The organism is Pantoea sp. X-Soil-MYKO-1785, from assembly GCF_059730675.1.
Genome location: NZ_AP036000.1, coordinates 2,606,730 through 2,627,028, shown reverse-complemented (window position 1 = coordinate 2,627,028; position 20,299 = coordinate 2,606,730). Strand labels below are relative to the sequence as shown.

Below are 20,299 nucleotides of genomic sequence, written 5' to 3'. Positions count from 1 at the left end.
ACGAAAAATTCCTTTCCGCTTCTTTCTCCTCTCTGACAACAACATCCTGCGCTGAGCCACCGCGATAAAGTGGAATCAGCCGATCACAAGGGGATGTTATGTCGCGACTACAACTGAAAGATAGCGATCTACTGCGCCAGCAGGCGTTGTTCGCCGGACGCTGGCAGGGCGCACAGCAGGGCGCCACGCTGCCGGTTACCGATCCTGCCACTGGCGAAACCATCGCCACCATTCCGGCGCTGGGGAAAACCGAGACCGAGCAGGCGATTGCGCATGCCGAATCGGTCCGCGTTGCCTGGGGAAAAACGCCCAATGCCACGCGCGCGGCGCTGCTGGAGAAATGGCACCAGCTGATTATTGACCATGCCGACGATCTGGCGATCATCATGACCGCCGAGCAGGGCAAACCGCTGGCAGAAGCCAAAGGTGAGGTGCTGTACGGTGCCAGCTTTGTTAAATGGTTCGCTGAAGAGGCGCGCCGCATCTATGGCGACACCATTCCGGCCCCCAGCGATGACCGCCGTATTCTGGTGCTGAAACAGCCGGTCGGCGTGGCAGCCGCCATTACGCCGTGGAATTTCCCGATTGCGATGATCACCCGCAAAGTCGCCCCCGCGCTGGCCGCTGGCTGCCCGATCATAGTCAAACCGTCTGAACTGACGCCGCTCTCAGCGCTGGCGCTGGCGGTACTGGCGGAGCGTGCCGGCTTCCCGTCTGGCGTGCTGCAGGTGCTTACCGGTCTGCCGACCGAAATCGGTGAAGCGCTGACTGCCAGCCGCACGGTGCGCAAAATCTCCTTTACCGGCTCTACCCGGGTCGGACAACTGCTGATGCAGCAAAGCGCTGACAGCATCAAACGCCTCAGCCTTGAGCTGGGCGGTAATGCCCCGTTGATCGTATTTGACGATGCCGATATTGAGATCGCAGTGGCCGGAGTAATGGTCAGCAAGTTTCGCAATGCCGGCCAGACCTGCGTCTGCGCCAACCGGATTCTGGTGCAGCGCGACATCTATCCACGCTTTAGCACCCGACTGCTGGAGGTGGTCGCCACCCTGAAAGTCGGCGATGGCTTCACGCCAGGCACCACCATTGGCCCGTTGATCAACAATCGGGCGGTAGAGAAAGTAAACGGACACATCGACGATGCCCTGAGTCAGGGTGCCACGCTGCTGACCGGCGGGATCAGCCGCAACAACGGCACCTTTGTTGAACCGACGGTGCTGGGTAACGTGACCAGCAGCATGCGTATCGCCCATGAAGAAACCTTCGGTCCGGTCGCGCCGCTGTTTATATTTGATGATGAAGAGCAGGCAATAGCGATGGCTAATGACACGCCGTATGGGCTGGGAGCCTACTTCTTCACTGAAAATATCCGCCGGGCGTGGCGGGTGGCGGAAGCGCTGGAGTTCGGCATGGTCGGCTTCAATACCGGGGCAATTTCATTAGAAGTGGCACCGTTTGGCGGGGTGAAATTATCCGGCATCGGTCGTGAAGGTTCGCGATATGGAATCGATGAGTACCTGGAACAAAAAACATTTCATATCGGCAGCCTCTGAATAAGCAGCGAATAAAAACGCGTCAGCCCGCATTCCGGGCTGGCGTTTTTTTTACAGAAAATTTCCTAAACCGTTTTTTATTTATCTGCACCCTGAAAAAGCTGGAAATTTATCAACGATGTGAACTGCGTCGATAAATTGGCGGCGAATTTCTGTCGTCCGGTGCAACACTGACTCAGTGATACCCGTTATGGTGCAATTTCCGTGCGCGTTGCACCCGTGGAGTGCATAAATTTTGTGAAGTAAATCATCTGTTTAATTGTTCGGCAATTCCGCAAAAATTCCTCCGTCAATACGGCAGAAAATTTTTTTGCGCAGTTTTAAACGCATTTTTATTTTTTGCCCGGCTGGCATACTTTCTGCATTAGCTTATTAACGCGATAACTAAGCGACGGTTAAAAGGCTAATAAGCCAGTGAATGACGGGTGTAACAAATAAGGATTCTTCCATGTTAAGTTTCGACCCTGAAAAAGTTTCTCTTCCGGTTGGCCATTATATTGGCGGCCAGCATCTGCAGAGCCAGGGCGCGCCCTTTGCGGTAAAGCGTCCCTCCGACGGCAAGGTGTACGCCACGCTGCATGACGCCACGCCGCAGGATGTCGACCATGCTGTGACCGTGGCTCATCAGGCGCTGAAAATCAGCGGCTGGTCCGGCTGCGCACCGCGTGAGCGCGGTCGGGTATTGCGGCGCTGGGCCGATCTGATCGAGCAGGACCCGCTGCTGGCTCAGCTTGAAGCGCTCGGGTCGACCCGGCCAATCAGTGATGTGGTGCTGCACGAAATCCCGTTCACCGCCGAGGCAATTCGCTTTTATGCCGAATGCGCCGACAAATACAGCGGTGACCTGTTTCCGACCCGCGACAGCAGTCTCGGTATGCTGGTGGCCGAACCTTACGGGGTGATCGGGGCCATCACCCCGTGGAATTTCCCGCTGTCGATGGCGTCATGGAAGTGCGGACCAGCGCTGGCAGCCGGTAATGCCGTGGTGCTCAAACCTTCTGAACTGACCCCGTTTTCTACCGTGCGACTGGCCGAACTGGCGATTCAGGCTGGCTTACCGGCCGGGATCCTCAACATCGTGCAGGGCAGTGGCGCGGTGACCGGCAGTGCGCTGGTGAAACATCCTCTGGTGCGCAAAGTCTCCTTCACCGGCTCCACCCTGACCGGCGCACGCATCATGAGCGATGCGGCGCAGTTCGGCATGAAACCAGTCACGCTGGAACTCGGCGGTAAAAGTCCACAGCTGGTATTTGATGATGCCGGTGACCCGGACATCCTGGCGCAGCGCATTTTGCGGGGTTTCACCGCCAACGGCGGCCAGGCCTGCGTGGCGGGCACCCGTTTAATCGTACAGCGCGGCATTGCCGATGCGCTGACTGAACGGCTGGCGCGGCTGTGCCGTGAAGTGACACCGGGCGTCACCTGGCATGAAGGCAGTCGCTATGCGCCGCTGATCGATGAACGTCAGGGCAACAAGGTCTGTTCAGTGATTGAAGCCGCCAAAGCGCAGGGGGCCGAGGTGCTGGTGGGCGGTGAACGCTTTGCTGATACCGACGGCGGCTGGTTCTGGCAACCCACCTTACTCAGCCACGTCAGCCAGGACAATCCGGCGGTGCAGCAGGAAATTTTTGGTCCGGTGCTGACCATCCAGCAGTTCGACGATGAAGAGCAGGGTCTGGCGCTGGCGGCACACGACACTTACGGCCTGTGCGCCGGGGTTCACACCCTCAGCCTGCCGCGCGCGCTGCGGGCGATGCGCGCCATCGACGCCGGCACCGTCTGGATCAACCGCTATGGCCGCTCCGGCGATTTCATTATTCCGACCGGTGGCTTCCTGGGATCGGGCATCGGCAAAGATTTAGGGCGTCAGGCATTTCAGGCCTGCCAGCGCCAGAAGAGCGTACTCATCGATTTCTAAGCGCAACTGACAATGACGAGGTTGTTACATGGCACTGTTTAAACCGAAATACATCACGTTCGACTGTTACGGCACGCTGATTCTGTTCGACATGGCCGGTGCCGCGCAGCGTCGCTTCAGCGACCGCATCGCCCCACAGCAGATGCACGCGTTCACGATCGATTTCTCCAGCTATCGGCTGGATGAGGTACTGGGCGCCTGGAAACCCTATTACGACGTGGTCAGCAACGCCCTGCAGCGTACCTGTAAAAAGTGGGGCGTCAGCTGGGACAAAACCGACAGCGACTTTATTTATACCGACTGCGCCAGCTGGGGACCGCATCCCGACGTGCCGGCCGGGCTGGCAAAGGTAGCGAAAGAGTTTCCGCTGGTGCTGCTGACTAACTCGATGAACGACCTGATCCCGCATCACGTGCCGCGTCTCGGTGCGCCGATCCATATGACCATCACCGCAGAAGAGGCGGGGGCTTACAAGCCGCAGATGAAAGGCTTCGAATACATGCTGGAGAAGCTCGACTGCCGCCCGGATGAGATCCTTCATGTCTCTTCCAGTTTCCGCTACGACCTGATGACCGCGCACGATCTTGGCATCAAAAACAAAGTGTGGGTCAACCGCGGTCACGAACCGGCTAATCCGTACTACCAGTACACCGAAATTAAAGACATCGGCGGCCTGCCAGGCGTCGTTGGACTCTGAGGATAGTGCCATGAAACTGGAATCGTTCTGGCAAGCCACCGCACCGGCCTTTAGCGGGGCCGCCACCGACCCGCTGCCGTCACAGGCAGATGTGGTGGTGATTGGCGGAGGCTTTACCGGCGTCTCGGCGGCGCTCAGCCTGGCGCGCAGCGGCCTCAGCGTGGTGCTGCTGGAGAGCGGCGAAGTGATGAGTCAGGCCTCGTCGCGTAACGGCGGCCACTGCAATACCGGGGTGGCGCACAACTTTGCCGCGCTGGTGGCGAGTCAGGGGCTGGAACAGGCCAGTCGCTTCTATCGGGCCTTTGATGACGCGGTCAGCTACGTCGAACAGCTGGTGCGGGACGAACAGATCGACTGCGATTTTCGCCTGTGCGGCAAACTCAAGCTGGCCAGCAAAGCGGCCCACCTCGCCGGGCTGCGTGAAGCCGCCGAGCTGATGCGCCGTACGGTGGACCCGGAGATTGAGCTGCTCGACAAAGCAGAGGTCCGGCAGGAGATCGGCAGCGATGATTTTCACGGTGGACTGCTGCAAAAACGCGGCGGACAGATGCACATGGGCAAGTTTGGCGTCGGACTGGCCAACGCCGCGGCCCGAAGCGGGGCGAAAATTTATCCGCATCATGCGGTGACCCGGCTGGAGCGACTCAGTGGCTATCAGCATCGGGTGCATACCGATCAGGGCGTGATTCTGGCCGATAAAGTGCTGATGGCGACCGGCTGCTCCAACGTCGGACCTTTTGCGTGGTTTCAGCGCCGCATCGTGCCGGTCGGCAGCTTTATCGTGGTGACCGAGGCGCTGGATGAAAACTTGCTGCGCCAGGTGTTGCCGCACGATCGCACCTACGTCACGTCACTCAACATCGGTAACTATTTTCGCAGTACCGCCGATCGTCGACTGGTGTTTGGCGGCCGGGCGCGTTTTGCGGTCAGCAACCCGACCTCCGATTCGCGCAGCGGCGAGATCCTGCGCCGCGCCATGACACAGATGTTTCCTCAGCTCGGCAACACGTCGCTGGCCTACTGCTGGGGCGGCATGGTCGATATGACAGCCGATCGTTTGCCGCATGCCGGTGAGCAGGATGGCCTGTTCTATTCGCTGGGTTACAGCGGCCACGGCACCCAGATGTCGGTGTGGATGGGGCGGGTGATGGCCGATCTGCTGGCCGAAAAACAGACTGAAAATCCCTGGCAGCGTGCGTCATGGCCAGCGCTGCCCGGTTATCACGGCAAGCCATGGTTTTTGCCCCTCGCCGGGCTCTATTACAAAGCAAAGGATCGCCTGTCATAAATTCCCGCCGGGTTCAGGCCACCTCCGGCCCCCGGAAGAGTCACTTCACGTTCGCTTGATGGTTTATTGAGGGTGTACAGATGAGCAAATTTGATAATAAAGAGCCTGACGCGGTCAATCCGGCACTGACGCGCATGATCACCGAAGGATCACTGTCACGCCGTAGCCTGATGAAAATTCTCTCGGCTGGCGCAGTGATGAGCAGCGGCCTGATCGGCTTCTCCGGCGCGGCACTGGCCGATGATAAGCCGGTCAAAGGCGGCAAGCTGCGGGCAGCGATGTCAAACGCTTCCGCCACGGACACCCTTGATCCGGCAAAAAGTAACAACAGCGGCGACTACACCCGCCAGTACATGTTTTACAGCGGCCTGACCGAGCTGGATAAGAGCCTGATGGCGCAGCCGGCGCTGGCCGAATCGCTGGAGTCCAGCGACGGCATCAGCTGGCATATCAAACTGCGCCAGGGCGTTACCTTCCACGACGGCAAACCGTTCACCGCTAAAGATGTGGTCTACTCGCTCAGCCGCCATAAAGATCCGGCCGTCGCCTCCAATGCTTTCAAGCTGGCCGATCAGTTCAAAACCATCAGCGCAGCTGGCGATCATGAGGTGCTGCTGGAGCTGAATAGCGCCAACTTCGATGTGCCTTACATGCTGGCGACGCCGCCGTTCCTGATCGTGCAGGATGGCACCAAAGATTTCAGCAAGGGCATCGGTACCGGCCCGTTCATCTGCAAAGCCTTTATGCCGGGCGTGCGCTCGATTGGCAGCAAAAACCCCAACTACTACAAGCCCGGCTTACCGCATCTGGATGAGGTTGAGCTGATTGGTGTTACCGATAATGCGGCGCGGGTCAATGCGCTGATGTCGGGCGATCTGCATATGGTCTCCACCCTGTCGGCGGCCGATTGCAAACGCATCAAGGCCACCGCTGACTTCGGCGTGCTGGAGAGTAAATCGGGCATGTACACCAACCTGATTGTGCGCACCGACGTCAAGCCGGGCAGCAACGAAGATTTCGTGCTGGCAATGAAATACCTGCAGCCACGTGAAATGCTGGTCAAAACCGTGCTGCAGGGCTACGGCGACGTCAGCAACGACACACCGGTTCCGCCGTGGCACCCGCTCTACAACGCCGATCTCAAACCGCGGCCACTCGACGTCGAAAAGGCGAAGTTCCACATCAAAAAAGCCGGCATGACCGGTTCGACGGTGGAGATCATTACCACCCCGAATATTGAAGGCGCCAACGAAGGCGGCCAGCTGATTCAGCAGGTGGCGCGCGGGGCGGGTATCAACTTCAAAGTGCGACGCGTGCCGTATGACGGTTACTGGTCTTCGCACTGGACTAAAGATCCGGTGGGATACGGCTCGATAAACCCGCGTCCGACGCTCGACATGCTGTTCTCACAGTTTTATCTCTCTAGCGCACCGAATAACGAATCAGGCTGGAAGAATGCACAGTTCGATCAGCTGGTGATTGCCGCACGTGGCGAGCGCGATCAGGCGAAGCGCAAGCAGATGTATGGCGATATGCAGGCGCTGATTTATGACCATTGCGGCACCATTATCCCGACCTTTATCAGCTCGACCGACGGTTACAACAAAAAGGTAAAAGGGGTGGAAGCCTGGCCGTCGGGCATGATGATGGGTTATCGCTTCCATGAGTTTGCCTGGCTGACCGCCTGATCCGGCACAGTGCTGACCATCCTCACGTACCAGGCGTACGTTCCGGTTGTTCCGCGCTGTCCGCGTCCGGACTGCCTGTAAACATTACGCCTGGTGGACCAGGCTCGTCATAAGGAGTACGCCGATGAACCGATACATGATGATGCTGATTGCCCGGCGGGTGGGAGCCGGCATCCTGACTTTACTTATCGTCTCGGCGGTGGTGTTTTTTATCACCAGCCTGCTGCCGGGCGATGCGGCGCAGATGATCCTTGGGCAGAACGCCACGCCAGAAACAGTCGCAGCGTTACGTCAGCAGCTGGGCTTAGATCAGCCGCTGCTGATGCGCTACTTCAGCTGGCTGGCCGGGATGCTGCAGGGTGATTTCGGCACCTCGTTTGCCAGTCATTTGCCGGTCTCGCAGCTGGTGGCGCAGCGTATTCCGGCCACCTTTGAACTGGCGGCCATCACCACCCTGATCTGCGTGCCGCTGGCGTTGATTATCGGCATCATCGCGGCGATGAACCGTGGTTCACGGCTTGATCGGGTGCTGGTGATCGGCACCATGGCGACGGTCGCAGTGCCGGAGTTTCTGGTGGCGACGGTGGCAGTCCTGATTTTTGCCGTCAAGCTGCACTGGGTGTCGGCGATGTCGTTCGGCAGCCCGGACAGCGATCTGCTGAGCTACCTCAAAGCTTACGCACTGCCGGTGCTGACCTTGTGCTGCGTGCTGGTGGCGCAGATGGCGCGTATGACGCGGGCGGCAATCATCAATCAGCTCGACAGCCCCTATCTGGAGATGGCGCTGCTGAAAGGCGTATCGCCTCTGCGGGCGGTGCTCCGTCACGCACTGCCCAATGCGGTCGGGCCGATTGCCAACGCCATTTCACTCAGTCTCTCCTATCTGTTTGGCGGCGTAATCATTATCGAAACCATCTTCAGCTATCCCGGCCTCGCCAGTCAGCTGGTGGATGCGGTCAGCAACCGCGATCTGCCGGTGGTGCAGCTCTGCGTCATGCTGTTTGCTGCCTGTTATCTGGTGCTGCTGCTGGCGGCTGATGTCCTGACCATCGCGTTTAACCCAAAATGGAGAAGCGCATGAATACCCTCCTGCTTCCCGTACGTTTTTTTCAGTCGCTCTCCTGGTCGGGACGACTGGGATTGCTGATGTCACTGTTCTGGCTGCTGATGGCGGCATTCGGTACTCAGCTGGCACCGCACAACATTGATGATATCGGCGGTGGACCGCTGATGGGCGGCCTGACGCCGGATAACCTGCTGGGCACCGACTACCTCGGGCGCGACATGCTGAGCCGCATTCTGTACGGCGCGAAGTTCTCCATCGGTCTGGCGCTCAGCGCCGCGCTGCTGGCCAGCCTGATTGGCACGCTGCTGGCGCTGCTGGCGGCGGTGGCTGGCCGCTGGCTGGAGGAGCTGCTGGGACGCGTCAACGATGCGCTGCTGGTGCTGCCAGGCAAAGTGCTGTCGCTGATGATTGTCGCGGTGTTCGGTTCGTCGCTGCCGATGCTGATCCTGACTGCGGTCTTCACCTACTGGCCGGGCGCATTCCGCATCGCATTCGCCATGGCCAGCACGCTGCGCAGTATGGATTACGTCCGCGCCTCGCGGCTGCGCGGTGAAAGCCGCTGGTACATCGCGATTCATGACATTCTGCCTAACATGGTGCACCCGATGCTGACCGATTTTGGCCTGCGCTTCGTCTACATCGTGCTGTTGTTAAGCGGCCTGAGTTTTCTTGGCCTCGGCGTTCAGCCACCCTATGCCGACTGGGGGACGCTGGTGCGCGAAAATATCCAGGGACTGTTTGATGGCTCACCCGCGGTACTGATGCCAGCGCTGGCGATTGCCAGCCTGACCATCGGGGCCAACCTGTTTATCGACAGCCTGCAGGCGATGCGTCCGATGACGCTGGCGAAGGAGGGAGCATGAACGTGACGCCACATACTGCAATGCCGGTGATTTCGGTAGATAAGCTGCGCGTTACCGCGCAGACCGATCGCGGCGAAGAGATCGATCTGGTCTCCGACATTCACTTTACCGTTCAGAAAGGCGAAGTGCTAGCGCTGATAGGTGAATCCGGCTCGGGAAAAACCACCATCGCCATGGCGCTGATGGGCTATGCCCGCAGCGGCTGCCGCATCGCCGAAGGCAATATTCACGTGGCGGGCACCGACGTCAACAGCCTGTCGCCCGGCCAGCTGCGCGCCTTTCGCGGTAATAAAGTCTCGTATATTGCCCAGAGCGCCGCCGCATCTTTTAACCCCGGCATGAAGATTCTTGACCAGGTCATTGAGCCGGTGGTGATCCACGGCACCATGACCCGTAAAGCGGCCAGGGCCAAGGCGATTGGCCTGTTTCGCGAACTGGCGCTGCCCGACCCGGACACCATTGGCGACCGCTTTCCACATCAGGTTTCTGGTGGGCAACTGCAACGCCTGATGACGGCGATGGCGCTGATTGGCGATCCGGACGTGGTGATCCTCGACGAACCCACCACCGCGCTGGACGTCACCACCCAGGTGGAGGTGCTTAAAGCGTTCCGCCGCGTGGTGGCACAGCGTGGCGTCACCGCCATTTACGTCAGCCACGACCTGGCGGTGGTGGCGCAGATGGCCGATCGGATTCTGGTGCTGCTGCGCGGCCAGATGGCGGAGTACGGCACTACCGCCCATCTGATTGGCGCGCCGCAGGCAGAGTACACCCGGTTACTGATGGATGCGGCACGACAGAAAGAGCGCCCCAGCAACTGGTGCCCGGCGGCGGCTGATGTCCAGCCACTGCTGGAGGTGCGCGATCTGAATGCAGGTTACGGTCCGCGCGGCAGTGACGGCCACCCGAAAGTACGCATCCTGGAAGAGATCAACCTCAAGCTGTGGAAGGGGCAGGCAATCGGCATCATTGGTGAATCGGGTTCAGGTAAAACCACGCTGGCGCACGCCATCGCCGGGCTGAACGCGCCGAGTCACGGCCATATTCTGTTCAACGGCCACTACATTGCCGGGGATATGCAAAAACGTCCTGACAACGAGCTGCGTCGCATTCAGTATGTGTTTCAGATGGCGGACACCGCACTCAATCCAGCGCACAGCGTCGAACGCATTCTGTCGCGGCCGTTGACCCTGTTTCACGGTCTGAGTGGTGCGGCGCGGCAACAGCGGCTCTGGCAGCTGCTGGATCTGGTCAAATTGCCGCGCAGCGTGTTGTGGCGTCGCCCATGGGCGCTGTCCGGCGGGCAGAAACAGCGGGTGAATCTGGCGCGCGCACTGGCAGCTGAGCCGGATTTGATCCTGTGTGATGAGGTGACCTCGGCACTGGATACCGTGGTGGCCGCAGCGGTGCTGGACTTAATCAGCGAGCTGCGCCGCGAACTGGGTCTCTCAGTGATCTTTATCAGCCATGATATGCATGCGGTACGTGCGGTGTGCGATGAAATCGTGGTGATGAAGAGCGGACGTATCGTCACTCAGCTGGCGCGCAATGATTACGATAAGCCGACCAGCGAGCTTTACTTCGAGCGCCTGAAGCGGGCGGTGCCGGAACTGCGTCAGGGCTGGCTGGATGAGCATGAAGAGATACTGAAAGCAGAGTAGTCCCGTTGCGTTATTCGCCGGACAGCGGCGGGGCGCAGCGAAGCACATCTGACAGACGCCTCTGCCCACGATGGCAGAGGCGCGGAGCTGGGCCGGCGGCCGGTTTACCGGATCGCGTTCGGCCTGATAACTAATAACAGAGGTAGCAATGCTATGCCTGCACCGATTCGTTATGTACAGGACAGTGCAAACTTTCCCGAGGCCGCCGATGTGGTGGTGATTGGCGCCGGCATCGCCGGGGCTGCCGCCACCTGGGAGCTGGCAAAACAGGGCCTGAAGGTGGTGTTAATTGAAAAAGGACTGGTGGGGGCAGAGCAATCGAGCCGCAACTGGGGCTGGTGTCGCCAGCAAAACCGTGATGAGCGTGAATTGCCGCTGATTATCTATGCCCTGCAACGCTGGGGGGAACTCAACGCCGAAACCGGTGAAGAGCTGGGTTTTCGCCGCAGCGGTCTGGTCTACGCCACTCAAATTGAAGCGGATATCGCCGCATGGGAGAAGTGGGGTCAGATGGCGAAAAGCTATGGTGTTCGCAGCGACATCCTGACTGCCGAACAGGCGAAAGCAATGACGCCTGGCAGCACCACCGCCTGGCGTGGGGGCGTTTCATCGCCGACCGATGGCCATGCCGAACCGCGTCTTGCCGCACCAGGCCTGGTGATGGGGGCGCAGAAGCAAGGCGCGCTGGTGTTCCAGCAATGCGCGGTGCGTGGACTGGATATTGCCGCAGGCCGGGTCAGCGGCGTCTGGACCGAGCGCGGCCTGATCAAAACCAGTCGGGTAATCTGTGCCGCGGGTGCCTGGACCTCGATGTTCTGCCGTCGTCACGGTATCGATCTGCCGCTCGGCAACGTGATTGGCACCGCCTTCCGCACCCAGCCGATTGAGCAGGCGATTGCCATGCCGCTCTACACGCCGGGCTTCGCCTGTCGGCCACAGCTGGATGGCAGCTACACCGTGTCAGTTTCCGGACGGGGACGGCTGGAGCCGGGAGCTCAGGGGCTGCGCTATGCCCGTCAGTTCTATCCGACCTTTAAAAGCCGGCGTAAAAATCTCACCCTCAACCTCGGCATTACCGCGTTCTTCCGCGGCCCGGAAGCGATGGGCCGCTGGGAATTTGACCGCATGTCGCCCTTTGAACGAATGCGCATTCTCGATCCGGCGGCGGATGCGCATATCGTCGAAGAGGGGCTGGCGGCGATGCGTCGGGAATATCCGGCGCTGGCTAATCTGCGGCTGGCACAGTCGTGGGGCGGCATGATCGACAGCACCCCGGACGCGATTCCGGTGATTTCGACGGTGGCAAAACTGCCTGGGCTGGTGTTATCAGCCGGCTATAGCGCGCACGGCTTCGGCATCGGGCCGGGTGCCGGACGGCTGGCCGCCGATCTCGCCACTGACGCCACCCCGATCGTCGATCCCAGACCTTATCGCTACAGCCGTCTGGTTGACGGCAGCGGCTTAGAAACCCCCGGCATGATGTAAGGAGACCCGATGAGCATAACGCTACGCGCAATGACGCCAGATGACCTCGATAACTGCTACGCGATGACCCAGGCGCTGAAATGGCCGCATCGCCGCGAAGACTGGCAGCTGGCGTTGCAATTAGGCGAGGGCACAGTAATTGAGGAGCAGGGCAAACTGATTGCCAGTGCCGTGCTGTGGCGCTGGGGCGAACAGGCGGCCACCGTCGGTCTGGTGATCGTCGACAGTCAGCAGCAGGGACGGGGGCTCGGCAAACAGCTGATGCTGGCACAGCTGGAAAAACTGCCCGGCTACAACGTGCGTCTGCACGCCACGGAAATGGGCAAAGGACTGTATGAAAAACTCGGCTTTGTCAGCTGCGGTGAGATCCGCCAGCATCAGACTCGCGCCTTACTCAGCGTACCGCAGGTCTCCCTGCCTGCCGGACTGGAACTGCGCCGCGCCAGCGCAGCCGACAAATCGTCGCTGGTGGCGCTGGATTATCAGGCGCACGGGATGCACCGTCCGGCGCTGTTTGATCATCTGCTCAGTGACACGCAGACCGTACTGTTACAGGATGCCGATCGGCAGATCCACGGTTTCGCCAGCCTGCGCCGCTTTGGTCACGGCTGGGCGATTGGTCCGGTGATTGCCGATGATTTCCCGCTGGCGCAGACGCTGGTCGCCGCGCTGATGCAGGGCGTGCAGGGGGAGTTTCTGCGCATTGATACCGATGCCAGCCTGCCGCTGGCCGCCTGGCTCAGCACTCTGGGAGTGGAACAGGTTGACGCGCCGACCACCATGGTACGCGGCACACCGTGGACGCCGCAGGGAATGCAGGCGTTTGGCCTGATGACGCAGGCGATGGCCTGATGCAGCTCGTCTATAAATCTGAGCCGGAACGTGGCCGGCTGTGGCAGCGCTGGCTGGCACAACATGCGCCAGACATTACGCTGCATATCTGGCCCGAAACCGGTGAACCGGATCAGGTTGATGCGCTGATCGCCTGGCAGCCACCCGACGATATAGCCGCCTGTTTCCCCAATCTGAAACTGCTGTTTTCAGTTGGCGCAGGGGCCGATCAGTTTGACCTGACCATCTTGCCACCCGATTTACCGGTCATCCGGATGATTGAACCGGGCCTGACGCAGGGCATGGTTGAATATGTCACCTTCTCGGTGCTGGGCCTGCATCGGGATATGCCGCGCTATTTCCAGCAGCAACGCCTGCAACAGTGGCAGGCGCACAGTGCGCTGCCAGCCGCGCAGCGGCGGGTTGGGGTAATGGGAATGGGCGAACTGGGCCAGGCGGCATTGCGACAGTTGGTGGCGCTGGGTTTTGACTGCGCCGGCTGGAGCCGGACCCCACGCCAGTATAGCGGTGTACGCTGCTGGCACGGCGACGACCAGCTGGCCGAATTTCTGGCACACAGCGATATCCTGGTCTGCCTGCTGCCACTGACCGCCACCACTCACGGCCTGCTCAATAGCGCGCTGTTTAACCAGCTCCCGCACGGTGCCGCGCTGGTGCAGGCTGGCCGCGGTCCGCAGCTCAATCATGACGATCTGCTGCTGGCGCTGGAGAGCGGTCAGCTTCGTGCGGCGGTGATTGACGTCACCGATCCGGAACCGTTGCCGCCGTCGCATCCCTTCTGGCGTCATCCGGCGATCTGGCTGACGCCGCACATCGCCAGCCAGACTCAAAACGAAAGTGCGATTGTCGCCCTGCTGGATAACCTGCGTCGCTATCAGCGCGGGGAGCCGCTGCACGGGCTGATTGACCGCTTGCGAGGATATTAAAATGGATGCTTTAGTCGCACTGCGCCGTGATTTGCACGCTCATCCCGAGATCGGTTTTCAGGAGCAACGCACCAGCGATATCGTGGCCGCCTTTCTTGAGCAGCGGGGCATTGAAGTCTATCGCGGCATCGGTAAAACCGGCGTGGTCGGGGTGCTGAAAAAGGGCACCAGCTCCCGCATGATCGGGCTGCGCGCCGATATGGATGCGCTGCCGATGCAGGATCAGGGTGAGGCGGCGTGGAAAAGTCAGGTGGAGCAGGTCAGTCACGCCTGCGGTCACGATGGTCACACTGTGATGCTGCTGGGGGCTGCTGAAGTACTGGCACGCGATATCGCCTTTGATGGCAGCGTCTGCTTTATTTTCCAGCCAGCCGAGGAGGGACTGGCCGGGGCAAAGGCGATGATCGACGACGGGCTGTTCAGTCGTTTTCCCTGTGATGCCGTCTATGCCATTCATAACTGGCCGCAACTGCCGCTGGGCACGGTGCAAACCCGGCCGGGTCCGATTATGGCGGCGGCCGATCGCTTTGATATCCGGGTGATTGGCGGGGGCGGCCATGCAGCACAACCGCACCTGACGCACGATACCCTGCTGGCGACCAGTGAACTGGTGGTGCAGCTCAATACCCTGGTATCGCGTGCGCTCGATCCCTGCGAAACCGGGCTGTTGACCGTCACCCGGATGCAGGGCGGCTTTTCGCACAATATGATCCCGGCCGAAGCCAGCCTGACCGGCACGGTTCGCACCTTCAACCCGGCGGCACAGGCGACGCTGGAAGCGCGGCTGCGCCAGATGGCAGAACACATCACCGCCGCCCACGGCCTGCGTGCCGAGGTCAGCTATCACCGCTATTACCCGGCGACCATCAACAGTGCCGCCGAAGCGCAGTTCTGTCTGCAGGCGCTGAGTCAGGCGGGCATCCCGGCTGAGATCGCACCGCAGCCGGCGCTCACCTCCGAAGATTTCGCTTTCATGCTGCAGGCGCGTCCCGGCGCGTATCTGTGGCTGGGATCGGCCCCCAGTAAGCCACTGCATCATGCTGCCTATGATTTTAATGATGCGCTGATTCCGCATGGCATTCAGGTATTTGTCGCGCTGATCCGTCAGGCGCTGGCAGAGAAATTTCCCTGCTGAATGCAGCAGGATTTTGACAGGAAATGCCGCTGCCTGCGGAATTACGGCAGCGTAAGAAACCAACGGGTTGCGATACTTGAGCCAACCGAACGTTACGTGGATGAGGGTTTAAAATGCAGAATGTCATGGCAGAGCAGCAAGCATACTCCGATAACAGCCTGTTACTGGATGCACGCGAGCAGAACGTGCCGCGTGGCGTGGTCACCGCACATCCGTTGGTGATTGAACGCGCCAAAGGCAGCGAAGTGTGGGATGTAGAGGGCAATCGCTATCTCGATTTTGTTGGCGGCATCGGCGTGCTGAATGTCGGTCATAATCACCCGGCGGTGGTCAACGCCGTCACCCGGCAGCTGGGCATGGTCTCCCACGCCTGTTTTCAGGTGGTCGCCTATCCGGGCTACATTACGCTGGCCCAGCGGCTGAACAAGCTGGTGGGCGGTGACGATGCCTACAAAAGTGTCTTTTTCACCAGCGGTGCCGAAGCGGTAGAAAATGCGGTAAAAATCGCCCGCGCCCATACCCAGCGCCCCGGTATTATCGCCTTTGATGGCGCCTTTCACGGCCGCACGCTGCTGGGTGTCACCCTGACCGGCATGTCTGCACCGTATAAACAGAATTTTGGTCCGTTCCCCGGCGATATTTATCGCCTGCCGTTTCCTAATCCGCTGCATGGCATCAGTGAAGTCGACTGTCTGAAAGCGCTGGATCAGCTGTTTGCGGTACAGATCCTGCCGGAGCGGGTGGCGGCGATTATTATCGAGCCGGTGCAGGGTGACGGCGGCTTCCTGCCGGCCGGTCCGGCGTTTATGCAGGCGCTGCGTCGCATCACCGCTCAGCACGGCATTTTGTTGATTTGTGATGAAGTGCAGACCGGTTTTGGCCGTACCGGCAAGATGTTCGCCTTCCAGCATCTCGACATCAAACCCGATCTGGTCACCCTGGCGAAAAGTCTGGGCGGCGGCCTGCCGATTTCCGGCGTGGTGGGTAAAGCAGAAATCATGGATGCGCCGACTCCCGGCGGGCTGGGCGGCACCTATGGCGGCAATGCGCTGGCCTGTGCCGCGGCTCTGGCGGTACTGGACCTGTTTGAGCAGGACAACCTGCTACAGCGATCCTGCCAGCTTGGTGAACAGCTCAATGCGCGTCTGCGGCAGCTGGCGGATAAATATGCCTGCATCGGTGACGTGCGCGGCGTCGGCTTTATGCAGGCGGTAGAGATTCTGGACTTTGAAACCGGCCGGCCCGACGCAGCGCTGACCCAGAAGATCCTTGATAGCGCCTGCCAGGAAGGTTTGCTGCTGATTAAGTGCGGGCTGCATCGTAATACTATTCGCTTCCTGGCACCGCTGGTTACTACCGACTCGCAACTGGAAGAAGCGCTGCACATTTTCGATATTGCCCTGGCTCGTGCCACGGGCCGGTTAGGATAAGACTGGCTTCCTCATTGATATTGTTAGATTAATTTGAAAACCTCACCGCTGGTATAACCACTGCTTAGCGCTGGCGCGTTGACCGTAAAGCATGTTATACCTTCGGAAGGTTCTGCACATTTGATTAAGAGCCTATCCCATTAGGCTATTTCATTTGTCAGTCTGAACCTGGGCAGTGCTCACAATCCTCGCGTTACCTGCACGCGCCGGTTGTTCCGCGCTGTCCGTGTCCGGACTGCCTGCAACAATTACGCCTACTGGGATAGGCTCTGACAATGAGGGGTGCTATGAACGGCTTAATGAAACTTGACCGCATCGACATCAATATCCTGGTGCAACTCCAGAAAGATGGCCGTATCAGCAACGTTAACCTCGCCGATGCGGTAGGCCTTTCCCCCAGCCCCTGTCTGCAACGGGTCAAGCGTCTGGAACAGGCGGGCTTTATCACCGGCTATGAAGCGCATATTAACCTGACGCGGATCACCGATTCGGTGACAGTATTTACCGAAGTGACCCTCTCCGGTCATCGTCGCGAAGACTTTATGAAATTCGAAAGTGCGATGCGCGACGTTGATGAACTGATGGAGTGCCATCTGATCACCGGCGGTTACGACTATTTGCTGCGCTTTATTACCCGCAGCATTGAACATTACCAGGAAGTGATTGAGAAGATGCTCGACGCACAGATCGGCATCGATAAGTACTTCAGCTATATCGTTATTAAGTCACCGATTATGAAAAGCAGCGTGCCGTTACGATCGCTGATCGGTAAACAAAATTCGGTCGAGTTTGGTGTGTAGCGGGCGGTCTGTGGTCGCTCATCCCCGCCTTCCCTCATCATCGGGGAAGGGGGTGGTCAGCTACACTGTCAGCGCTAATCCCGCCGCTGAACATGGCTGAGGCTTAACGCTATATTCTCCGCATTGCCCGTTCTGATTGATTACCGTTAACGCACAACTCGCCTGATAATTTATCCCGAAATTCACCTTCTGATTCACCATTGTTAATGCACATCTTCCCCGATCGGTCGGCCGCATTTCCTGCGCCTTTACGCCGCAGTGAAAGCGCTGGCCGGTCACGCCAGCATCACGAATCCGGCGCACAGCATAAAATTTCTTTCCCGGCTGAAATTCAGGCGCTACAACATCTTCTGATGCGCGCTACGGTCTTAACCGTTTCGCAAACCCTTTTACACTGTTTTTAACCGATACAAGGAGTTGTCATGAGCTCATTAATCATTGCTGACCAGCACTGGCAGCGTGATGCGTTCACCGTATCCACTGCGCGCCAGCAGCTTGACCTTGACTGGATCCATCGCCAGCTGGCGGAAAAGTCCTACTGGGCGCAGGGCCAGCCGCGGGCCAAAACCGAGCGGGCGATTGCCGGGTCATTGCCGTTTGGCCTCTATCACCAGCAGGCGCAGATCGGCTTCGCCCGGCTGATTACTGACTACACCCGTTTTGGCTGGCTGTGTGATGTGATGATCGATGAAAACTGGCGCGGGCACGGACTGGGCAGCTGGCTGGCCGCCTGCGTACGTGAACATCCCGAACTGCAAACGGTGCACCGCTGGATGCTGTCAACCCGTGATGCCCATCAGGTCTACCAGCGACTCGGCTGGCGTGTGGTGCAAGATCCGCAGACGCTGATGGAATTTCCTCCCTCCTGACTCCGGAGTTAACCTGAGATGCGATACCGCGTTGGCGTGGATATTGGCGGATCTTTTACCGATTTCGCCGTGCTCGATCAGCAAACCAATCAGATTCATACCCTCAAAGTCCTGTCGCGCCCGGATCGGCCCGGCAGCGAAATCGTCACCGGGCTGACCCGGTTCCAGCAGCGTGATGGCATTGAACCGGCAGAGATTGGCTATTTCACCCACGGCACCACGGTCGGAATCAACGCGGTGATCCAGCGGCGCGGCGTGCGGCTGGCGCTGTTTGCCACCGAAGGCTTCTGCGATGTACTGGAGCTGGCGCGGCTGAAAATTCCGCATATCCACGATCTCTTCTCGCGACGTCCCGCACCGCTGATTAGCCGCGATCGGGTGTTTGCTATCCGCGAACGCAGCGACTGTCACGGCAACGTGCTGCAACCGGTCGATCGCCAGAGCGTGCTGGATGCGATCGCGCAGGCGCGGGCGGCGGGCTGTCAGGGCATTGTGGTCTCGCTGCTGCACAGCTACCGCAACCGGCACAATGAAGCCGCCGTTAAAGCGATTATTGACGAAGTGGCACCCGAGCTGCTGACCTCCTGTTCGGCCGATATCTGGCCGATCATTCGTGAATACGAACGTACCATCACCGCCACCATCAACGCCTATGTCCAGCCGATGGTGATCAACTACCTCGAATCGTTTGAGCAGGCGCTGCAGCGTCTTGGGGTGAAGCCCCCGCCGCGCATTACTAAATCGAATGGCGGCGTAATGGGCATTGAGCAGGCGAAACGCGAATGCGTCCAGATGGTGCTCTCCGGAACCGCATCCGGAGTGATCGGTGCCAGTTATCTCGCCAGCGCCTGCGGTTTCGACAAAATTCTTAGCCTCGATATTGGCGGCACCAGCGCCGACGTGGCGGTGATCGTCGATGGCAAGGTGGCGCAGGGCAACGGCGAAATCATCGGTGATTTCCCGATCTTTATCCCATCGGTTGCCGTGACCTCGGTCGGGCAGGGCGGCGGCTCGCTGGCATGGATCGACGGCCAGGGCGTGTTGCAGATGGGACCGGACAGCGCCGGTTCGCTGCCGGGACCGGTCTGCTTCCAGCGCGGCGGGACGCAGCCTACCGCCACCGATGCCTTTGCCGCCTGTGGCATGATGGGCCACGGCGCGCTCGGTTATAACGCTGTGAGCGTGGATGTAGCCGCGGCCTGCGCGGCCTGGCAGCCGCTGGCCGATGCGCTCAAAGTGACAGTGCATGAAACGGCAGAGACCGCCATCCAGCTGGCGATCTCCAGCATGTACAGCGATACCAGCGGTTTGCTGTCACGGTTTGGCCTTGATCCGCGTGAATTCTGGTTTCTCGCCTTTGGCGGTGCAGGGCCGATGATGGGCTGCTTCCTGGCACGCGAGCTGAACATGAAAGGAGTGATCGTGCCGCCCACGCCTGGCGTCCTTTCGGCGCTCGGCGGGCTGGTGGCCGACATCCGCAATGACTTTATTCGCACTCTCTACAGCGACCTGACGCCAGCGCTGGCCGACACCTTAGCCAGCGAAGCGCAGGCGTTACAGCAACGTGCCTGTGGCTGGCTGGCGCAGGAGCACGGCAGCGAGACGCCGTACCTGCTGCAATTCGGCGCCGATATGCGCTATCGCGGCCAGTCGTTTGAAATTGAAGTGCCGCTGGAGGCGACCTGGCTGACGACGGCTGACGTCACGGCGCTGCATCAGGCGTTTGATCGTCAGCATCAGCAGCTGTTCGGCCACTGTGACGCGGATGCGCCGGTGCAGCTGATCAATCTGCGGCTGGTGATCGCCTCGCCGGTGCCAAAACCAGCAATTAATCGCCTGCCAGCCGCTACCGAACCGGTCACGGTGCTGAAGCAGGTGACGGCGTGGATTGATGGCGCATGGCATCAGGTGGATGTGGTGCTGCGTATGGAACTGCGCGCCGGGCATCAGCTGACCGGCCCGGTGATCGTCGCCCAGGATGATTGCACCACCTGCGTGCCGCCCGGCATGTGGGTCAATGTCGACCCGTTTGGTAACCTGCTGATCACTGCGAGCGAGGCGTAAT

Annotated in this window: 16 protein-coding genes; all 16 read left to right on the top strand. The window is 59.8% G+C overall.

Annotated elements, in window-relative coordinates; genetic code table 11:
• Nucleotides 1-98: 98 nt before the first annotated feature.
• The 16 genes from AC6I8D_RS12680 to AC6I8D_RS12605 all read left to right on the top strand — a co-directional run bounded on the left by AC6I8D_RS12680 (nucleotide 99) and on the right by AC6I8D_RS12605 (nucleotide 20,298).
• Nucleotides 99-1,556 carry an NAD-dependent succinate-semialdehyde dehydrogenase gene (locus AC6I8D_RS12680; RefSeq protein ID WP_497820285.1) on the top strand — a complete coding sequence of 486 codons (1,458 nt, stop codon included), beginning with the start codon at nucleotides 99-101 and terminating at the stop codon, nucleotides 1,554-1,556.
• A 448-nt stretch (nucleotides 1,557-2,004) separates the two neighbouring features.
• The gene (locus tag AC6I8D_RS12675; protein ID WP_497820284.1) at nucleotides 2,005-3,474 is read left to right on the top strand and encodes an aldehyde dehydrogenase family protein; all 1,470 of its coding nucleotides are present in this window, start codon (nucleotides 2,005-2,007) and stop codon (nucleotides 3,472-3,474) included.
• A 28-nt stretch (nucleotides 3,475-3,502) separates the two neighbouring features.
• Nucleotides 3,503-4,171, top strand: a complete 669-nt coding sequence (locus tag AC6I8D_RS12670) for a haloacid dehalogenase type II (RefSeq protein WP_497820283.1) — start codon at nucleotides 3,503-3,505, stop codon at nucleotides 4,169-4,171.
• Nucleotides 4,172-4,181: 10 nt separating this feature from the next.
• Nucleotides 4,182-5,459, top strand: a complete 1,278-nt coding sequence (locus AC6I8D_RS12665) for an NAD(P)/FAD-dependent oxidoreductase (RefSeq protein WP_497820282.1) — start codon at nucleotides 4,182-4,184, stop codon at nucleotides 5,457-5,459.
• An 80-nt stretch (nucleotides 5,460-5,539) separates the two neighbouring features.
• Nucleotides 5,540-7,147 carry an ABC transporter substrate-binding protein gene (locus AC6I8D_RS12660; RefSeq protein ID WP_312760676.1) on the top strand — a complete coding sequence of 536 codons (1,608 nt, stop codon included), beginning with the start codon at nucleotides 5,540-5,542 and terminating at the stop codon, nucleotides 7,145-7,147.
• A 124-nt stretch (nucleotides 7,148-7,271) separates the two neighbouring features.
• Nucleotides 7,272-8,228: an ABC transporter permease gene (locus tag AC6I8D_RS12655; protein WP_312056634.1), complete on the top strand. Its 957-nt coding sequence runs from the start codon at nucleotides 7,272-7,274 to the stop codon at nucleotides 8,226-8,228.
• Nucleotides 8,225-9,076, top strand: a complete 852-nt coding sequence (locus tag AC6I8D_RS12650) for an ABC transporter permease (RefSeq protein ID WP_031377057.1) — start codon at nucleotides 8,225-8,227, stop codon at nucleotides 9,074-9,076. Before AC6I8D_RS12655 ends, AC6I8D_RS12650 begins: the two co-directional genes overlap by 4 nt.
• Nucleotides 9,073-10,737: an ABC transporter ATP-binding protein gene (locus AC6I8D_RS12645; protein WP_312056638.1), complete on the top strand. Its 1,665-nt coding sequence runs from the start codon at nucleotides 9,073-9,075 to the stop codon at nucleotides 10,735-10,737. The genes AC6I8D_RS12650 and AC6I8D_RS12645 overlap by 4 nt, the downstream gene beginning before the upstream one ends.
• Before the next feature lie 153 nt (nucleotides 10,738-10,890).
• The gene (locus AC6I8D_RS12640; RefSeq protein WP_312056640.1) at nucleotides 10,891-12,222 is read left to right on the top strand and encodes an NAD(P)/FAD-dependent oxidoreductase; all 1,332 of its coding nucleotides are present in this window, start codon (nucleotides 10,891-10,893) and stop codon (nucleotides 12,220-12,222) included.
• A gap of 9 nt (nucleotides 12,223-12,231) precedes the next feature.
• Nucleotides 12,232-13,074, top strand: a complete 843-nt coding sequence (locus tag AC6I8D_RS12635; protein WP_497820281.1) for a GNAT family N-acetyltransferase — start codon at nucleotides 12,232-12,234, stop codon at nucleotides 13,072-13,074.
• Nucleotides 13,074-14,000, top strand: a complete 927-nt coding sequence (locus AC6I8D_RS12630; RefSeq protein ID WP_497820280.1) for a 2-hydroxyacid dehydrogenase — start codon at nucleotides 13,074-13,076, stop codon at nucleotides 13,998-14,000. Before AC6I8D_RS12635 ends, AC6I8D_RS12630 begins: the two co-directional genes overlap by 1 nt.
• A gap of 1 nt (nucleotide 14,001) precedes the next feature.
• Nucleotides 14,002-15,135, top strand: a complete 1,134-nt coding sequence (locus AC6I8D_RS12625) for a M20 aminoacylase family protein (RefSeq protein WP_312760687.1) — start codon at nucleotides 14,002-14,004, stop codon at nucleotides 15,133-15,135.
• A gap of 113 nt (nucleotides 15,136-15,248) precedes the next feature.
• The gene (gabT, locus tag AC6I8D_RS12620; protein WP_031377061.1) at nucleotides 15,249-16,565 is read left to right on the top strand and encodes a 4-aminobutyrate--2-oxoglutarate transaminase; all 1,317 of its coding nucleotides are present in this window, start codon (nucleotides 15,249-15,251) and stop codon (nucleotides 16,563-16,565) included.
• Nucleotides 16,566-16,852: 287 nt separating this feature from the next.
• Nucleotides 16,853-17,365, top strand: a complete 513-nt coding sequence (locus tag AC6I8D_RS12615) for an Lrp/AsnC family transcriptional regulator (protein WP_031377062.1) — start codon at nucleotides 16,853-16,855, stop codon at nucleotides 17,363-17,365.
• A 422-nt stretch (nucleotides 17,366-17,787) separates the two neighbouring features.
• Nucleotides 17,788-18,234, top strand: coding sequence for a GNAT family N-acetyltransferase (locus AC6I8D_RS12610; protein WP_031377063.1), 447 nt, complete (start codon nucleotides 17,788-17,790; stop codon nucleotides 18,232-18,234).
• Between the two features lie 18 nt (nucleotides 18,235-18,252).
• A complete protein-coding gene (locus tag AC6I8D_RS12605; RefSeq protein ID WP_497820279.1) occupies nucleotides 18,253-20,298 on the top strand; it encodes a hydantoinase/oxoprolinase family protein in 2,046 nt (681 codons plus the stop codon).
• Nucleotide 20,299: the final 1 nt, after the last annotated feature.

Excerpts from the sequence above, each read along its gene's own strand:
- AC6I8D_RS12680 (WP_497820285.1), top strand. The coding sequence starts at position 99 with ATGTCGCGACTACAACTGAAAGATAGCGATCTACTGCGCCAGCAGGCG.
- AC6I8D_RS12675 (WP_497820284.1), top strand. The coding sequence starts at position 2,005 with ATGTTAAGTTTCGACCCTGAAAAAGTTTCTCTTCCGGTTGGCCATTAT.
- AC6I8D_RS12670 (WP_497820283.1), top strand. The coding sequence starts at position 3,503 with ATGGCACTGTTTAAACCGAAATACATCACGTTCGACTGTTACGGCACG.
- AC6I8D_RS12665 (WP_497820282.1), top strand. The coding sequence starts at position 4,182 with ATGAAACTGGAATCGTTCTGGCAAGCCACCGCACCGGCCTTTAGCGGG.
- AC6I8D_RS12660 (WP_312760676.1), top strand. The coding sequence starts at position 5,540 with ATGAGCAAATTTGATAATAAAGAGCCTGACGCGGTCAATCCGGCACTG.
- AC6I8D_RS12655 (WP_312056634.1), top strand. The coding sequence starts at position 7,272 with ATGAACCGATACATGATGATGCTGATTGCCCGGCGGGTGGGAGCCGGC.
- AC6I8D_RS12650 (WP_031377057.1), top strand. The coding sequence starts at position 8,225 with ATGAATACCCTCCTGCTTCCCGTACGTTTTTTTCAGTCGCTCTCCTGG.
- AC6I8D_RS12645 (WP_312056638.1), top strand. The coding sequence starts at position 9,073 with ATGAACGTGACGCCACATACTGCAATGCCGGTGATTTCGGTAGATAAG.
- AC6I8D_RS12640 (WP_312056640.1), top strand. The coding sequence starts at position 10,891 with ATGCCTGCACCGATTCGTTATGTACAGGACAGTGCAAACTTTCCCGAG.
- AC6I8D_RS12635 (WP_497820281.1), top strand. The coding sequence starts at position 12,232 with ATGAGCATAACGCTACGCGCAATGACGCCAGATGACCTCGATAACTGC.
- AC6I8D_RS12630 (WP_497820280.1), top strand. The coding sequence starts at position 13,074 with ATGCAGCTCGTCTATAAATCTGAGCCGGAACGTGGCCGGCTGTGGCAG.
- AC6I8D_RS12625 (WP_312760687.1), top strand. The coding sequence starts at position 14,002 with ATGGATGCTTTAGTCGCACTGCGCCGTGATTTGCACGCTCATCCCGAG.
- gabT (WP_031377061.1), top strand. The coding sequence starts at position 15,249 with ATGCAGAATGTCATGGCAGAGCAGCAAGCATACTCCGATAACAGCCTG.
- AC6I8D_RS12615 (WP_031377062.1), top strand. The coding sequence starts at position 16,853 with ATGAACGGCTTAATGAAACTTGACCGCATCGACATCAATATCCTGGTG.
- AC6I8D_RS12610 (WP_031377063.1), top strand. The coding sequence starts at position 17,788 with ATGAGCTCATTAATCATTGCTGACCAGCACTGGCAGCGTGATGCGTTC.
- AC6I8D_RS12605 (WP_497820279.1), top strand. The coding sequence starts at position 18,253 with ATGCGATACCGCGTTGGCGTGGATATTGGCGGATCTTTTACCGATTTC.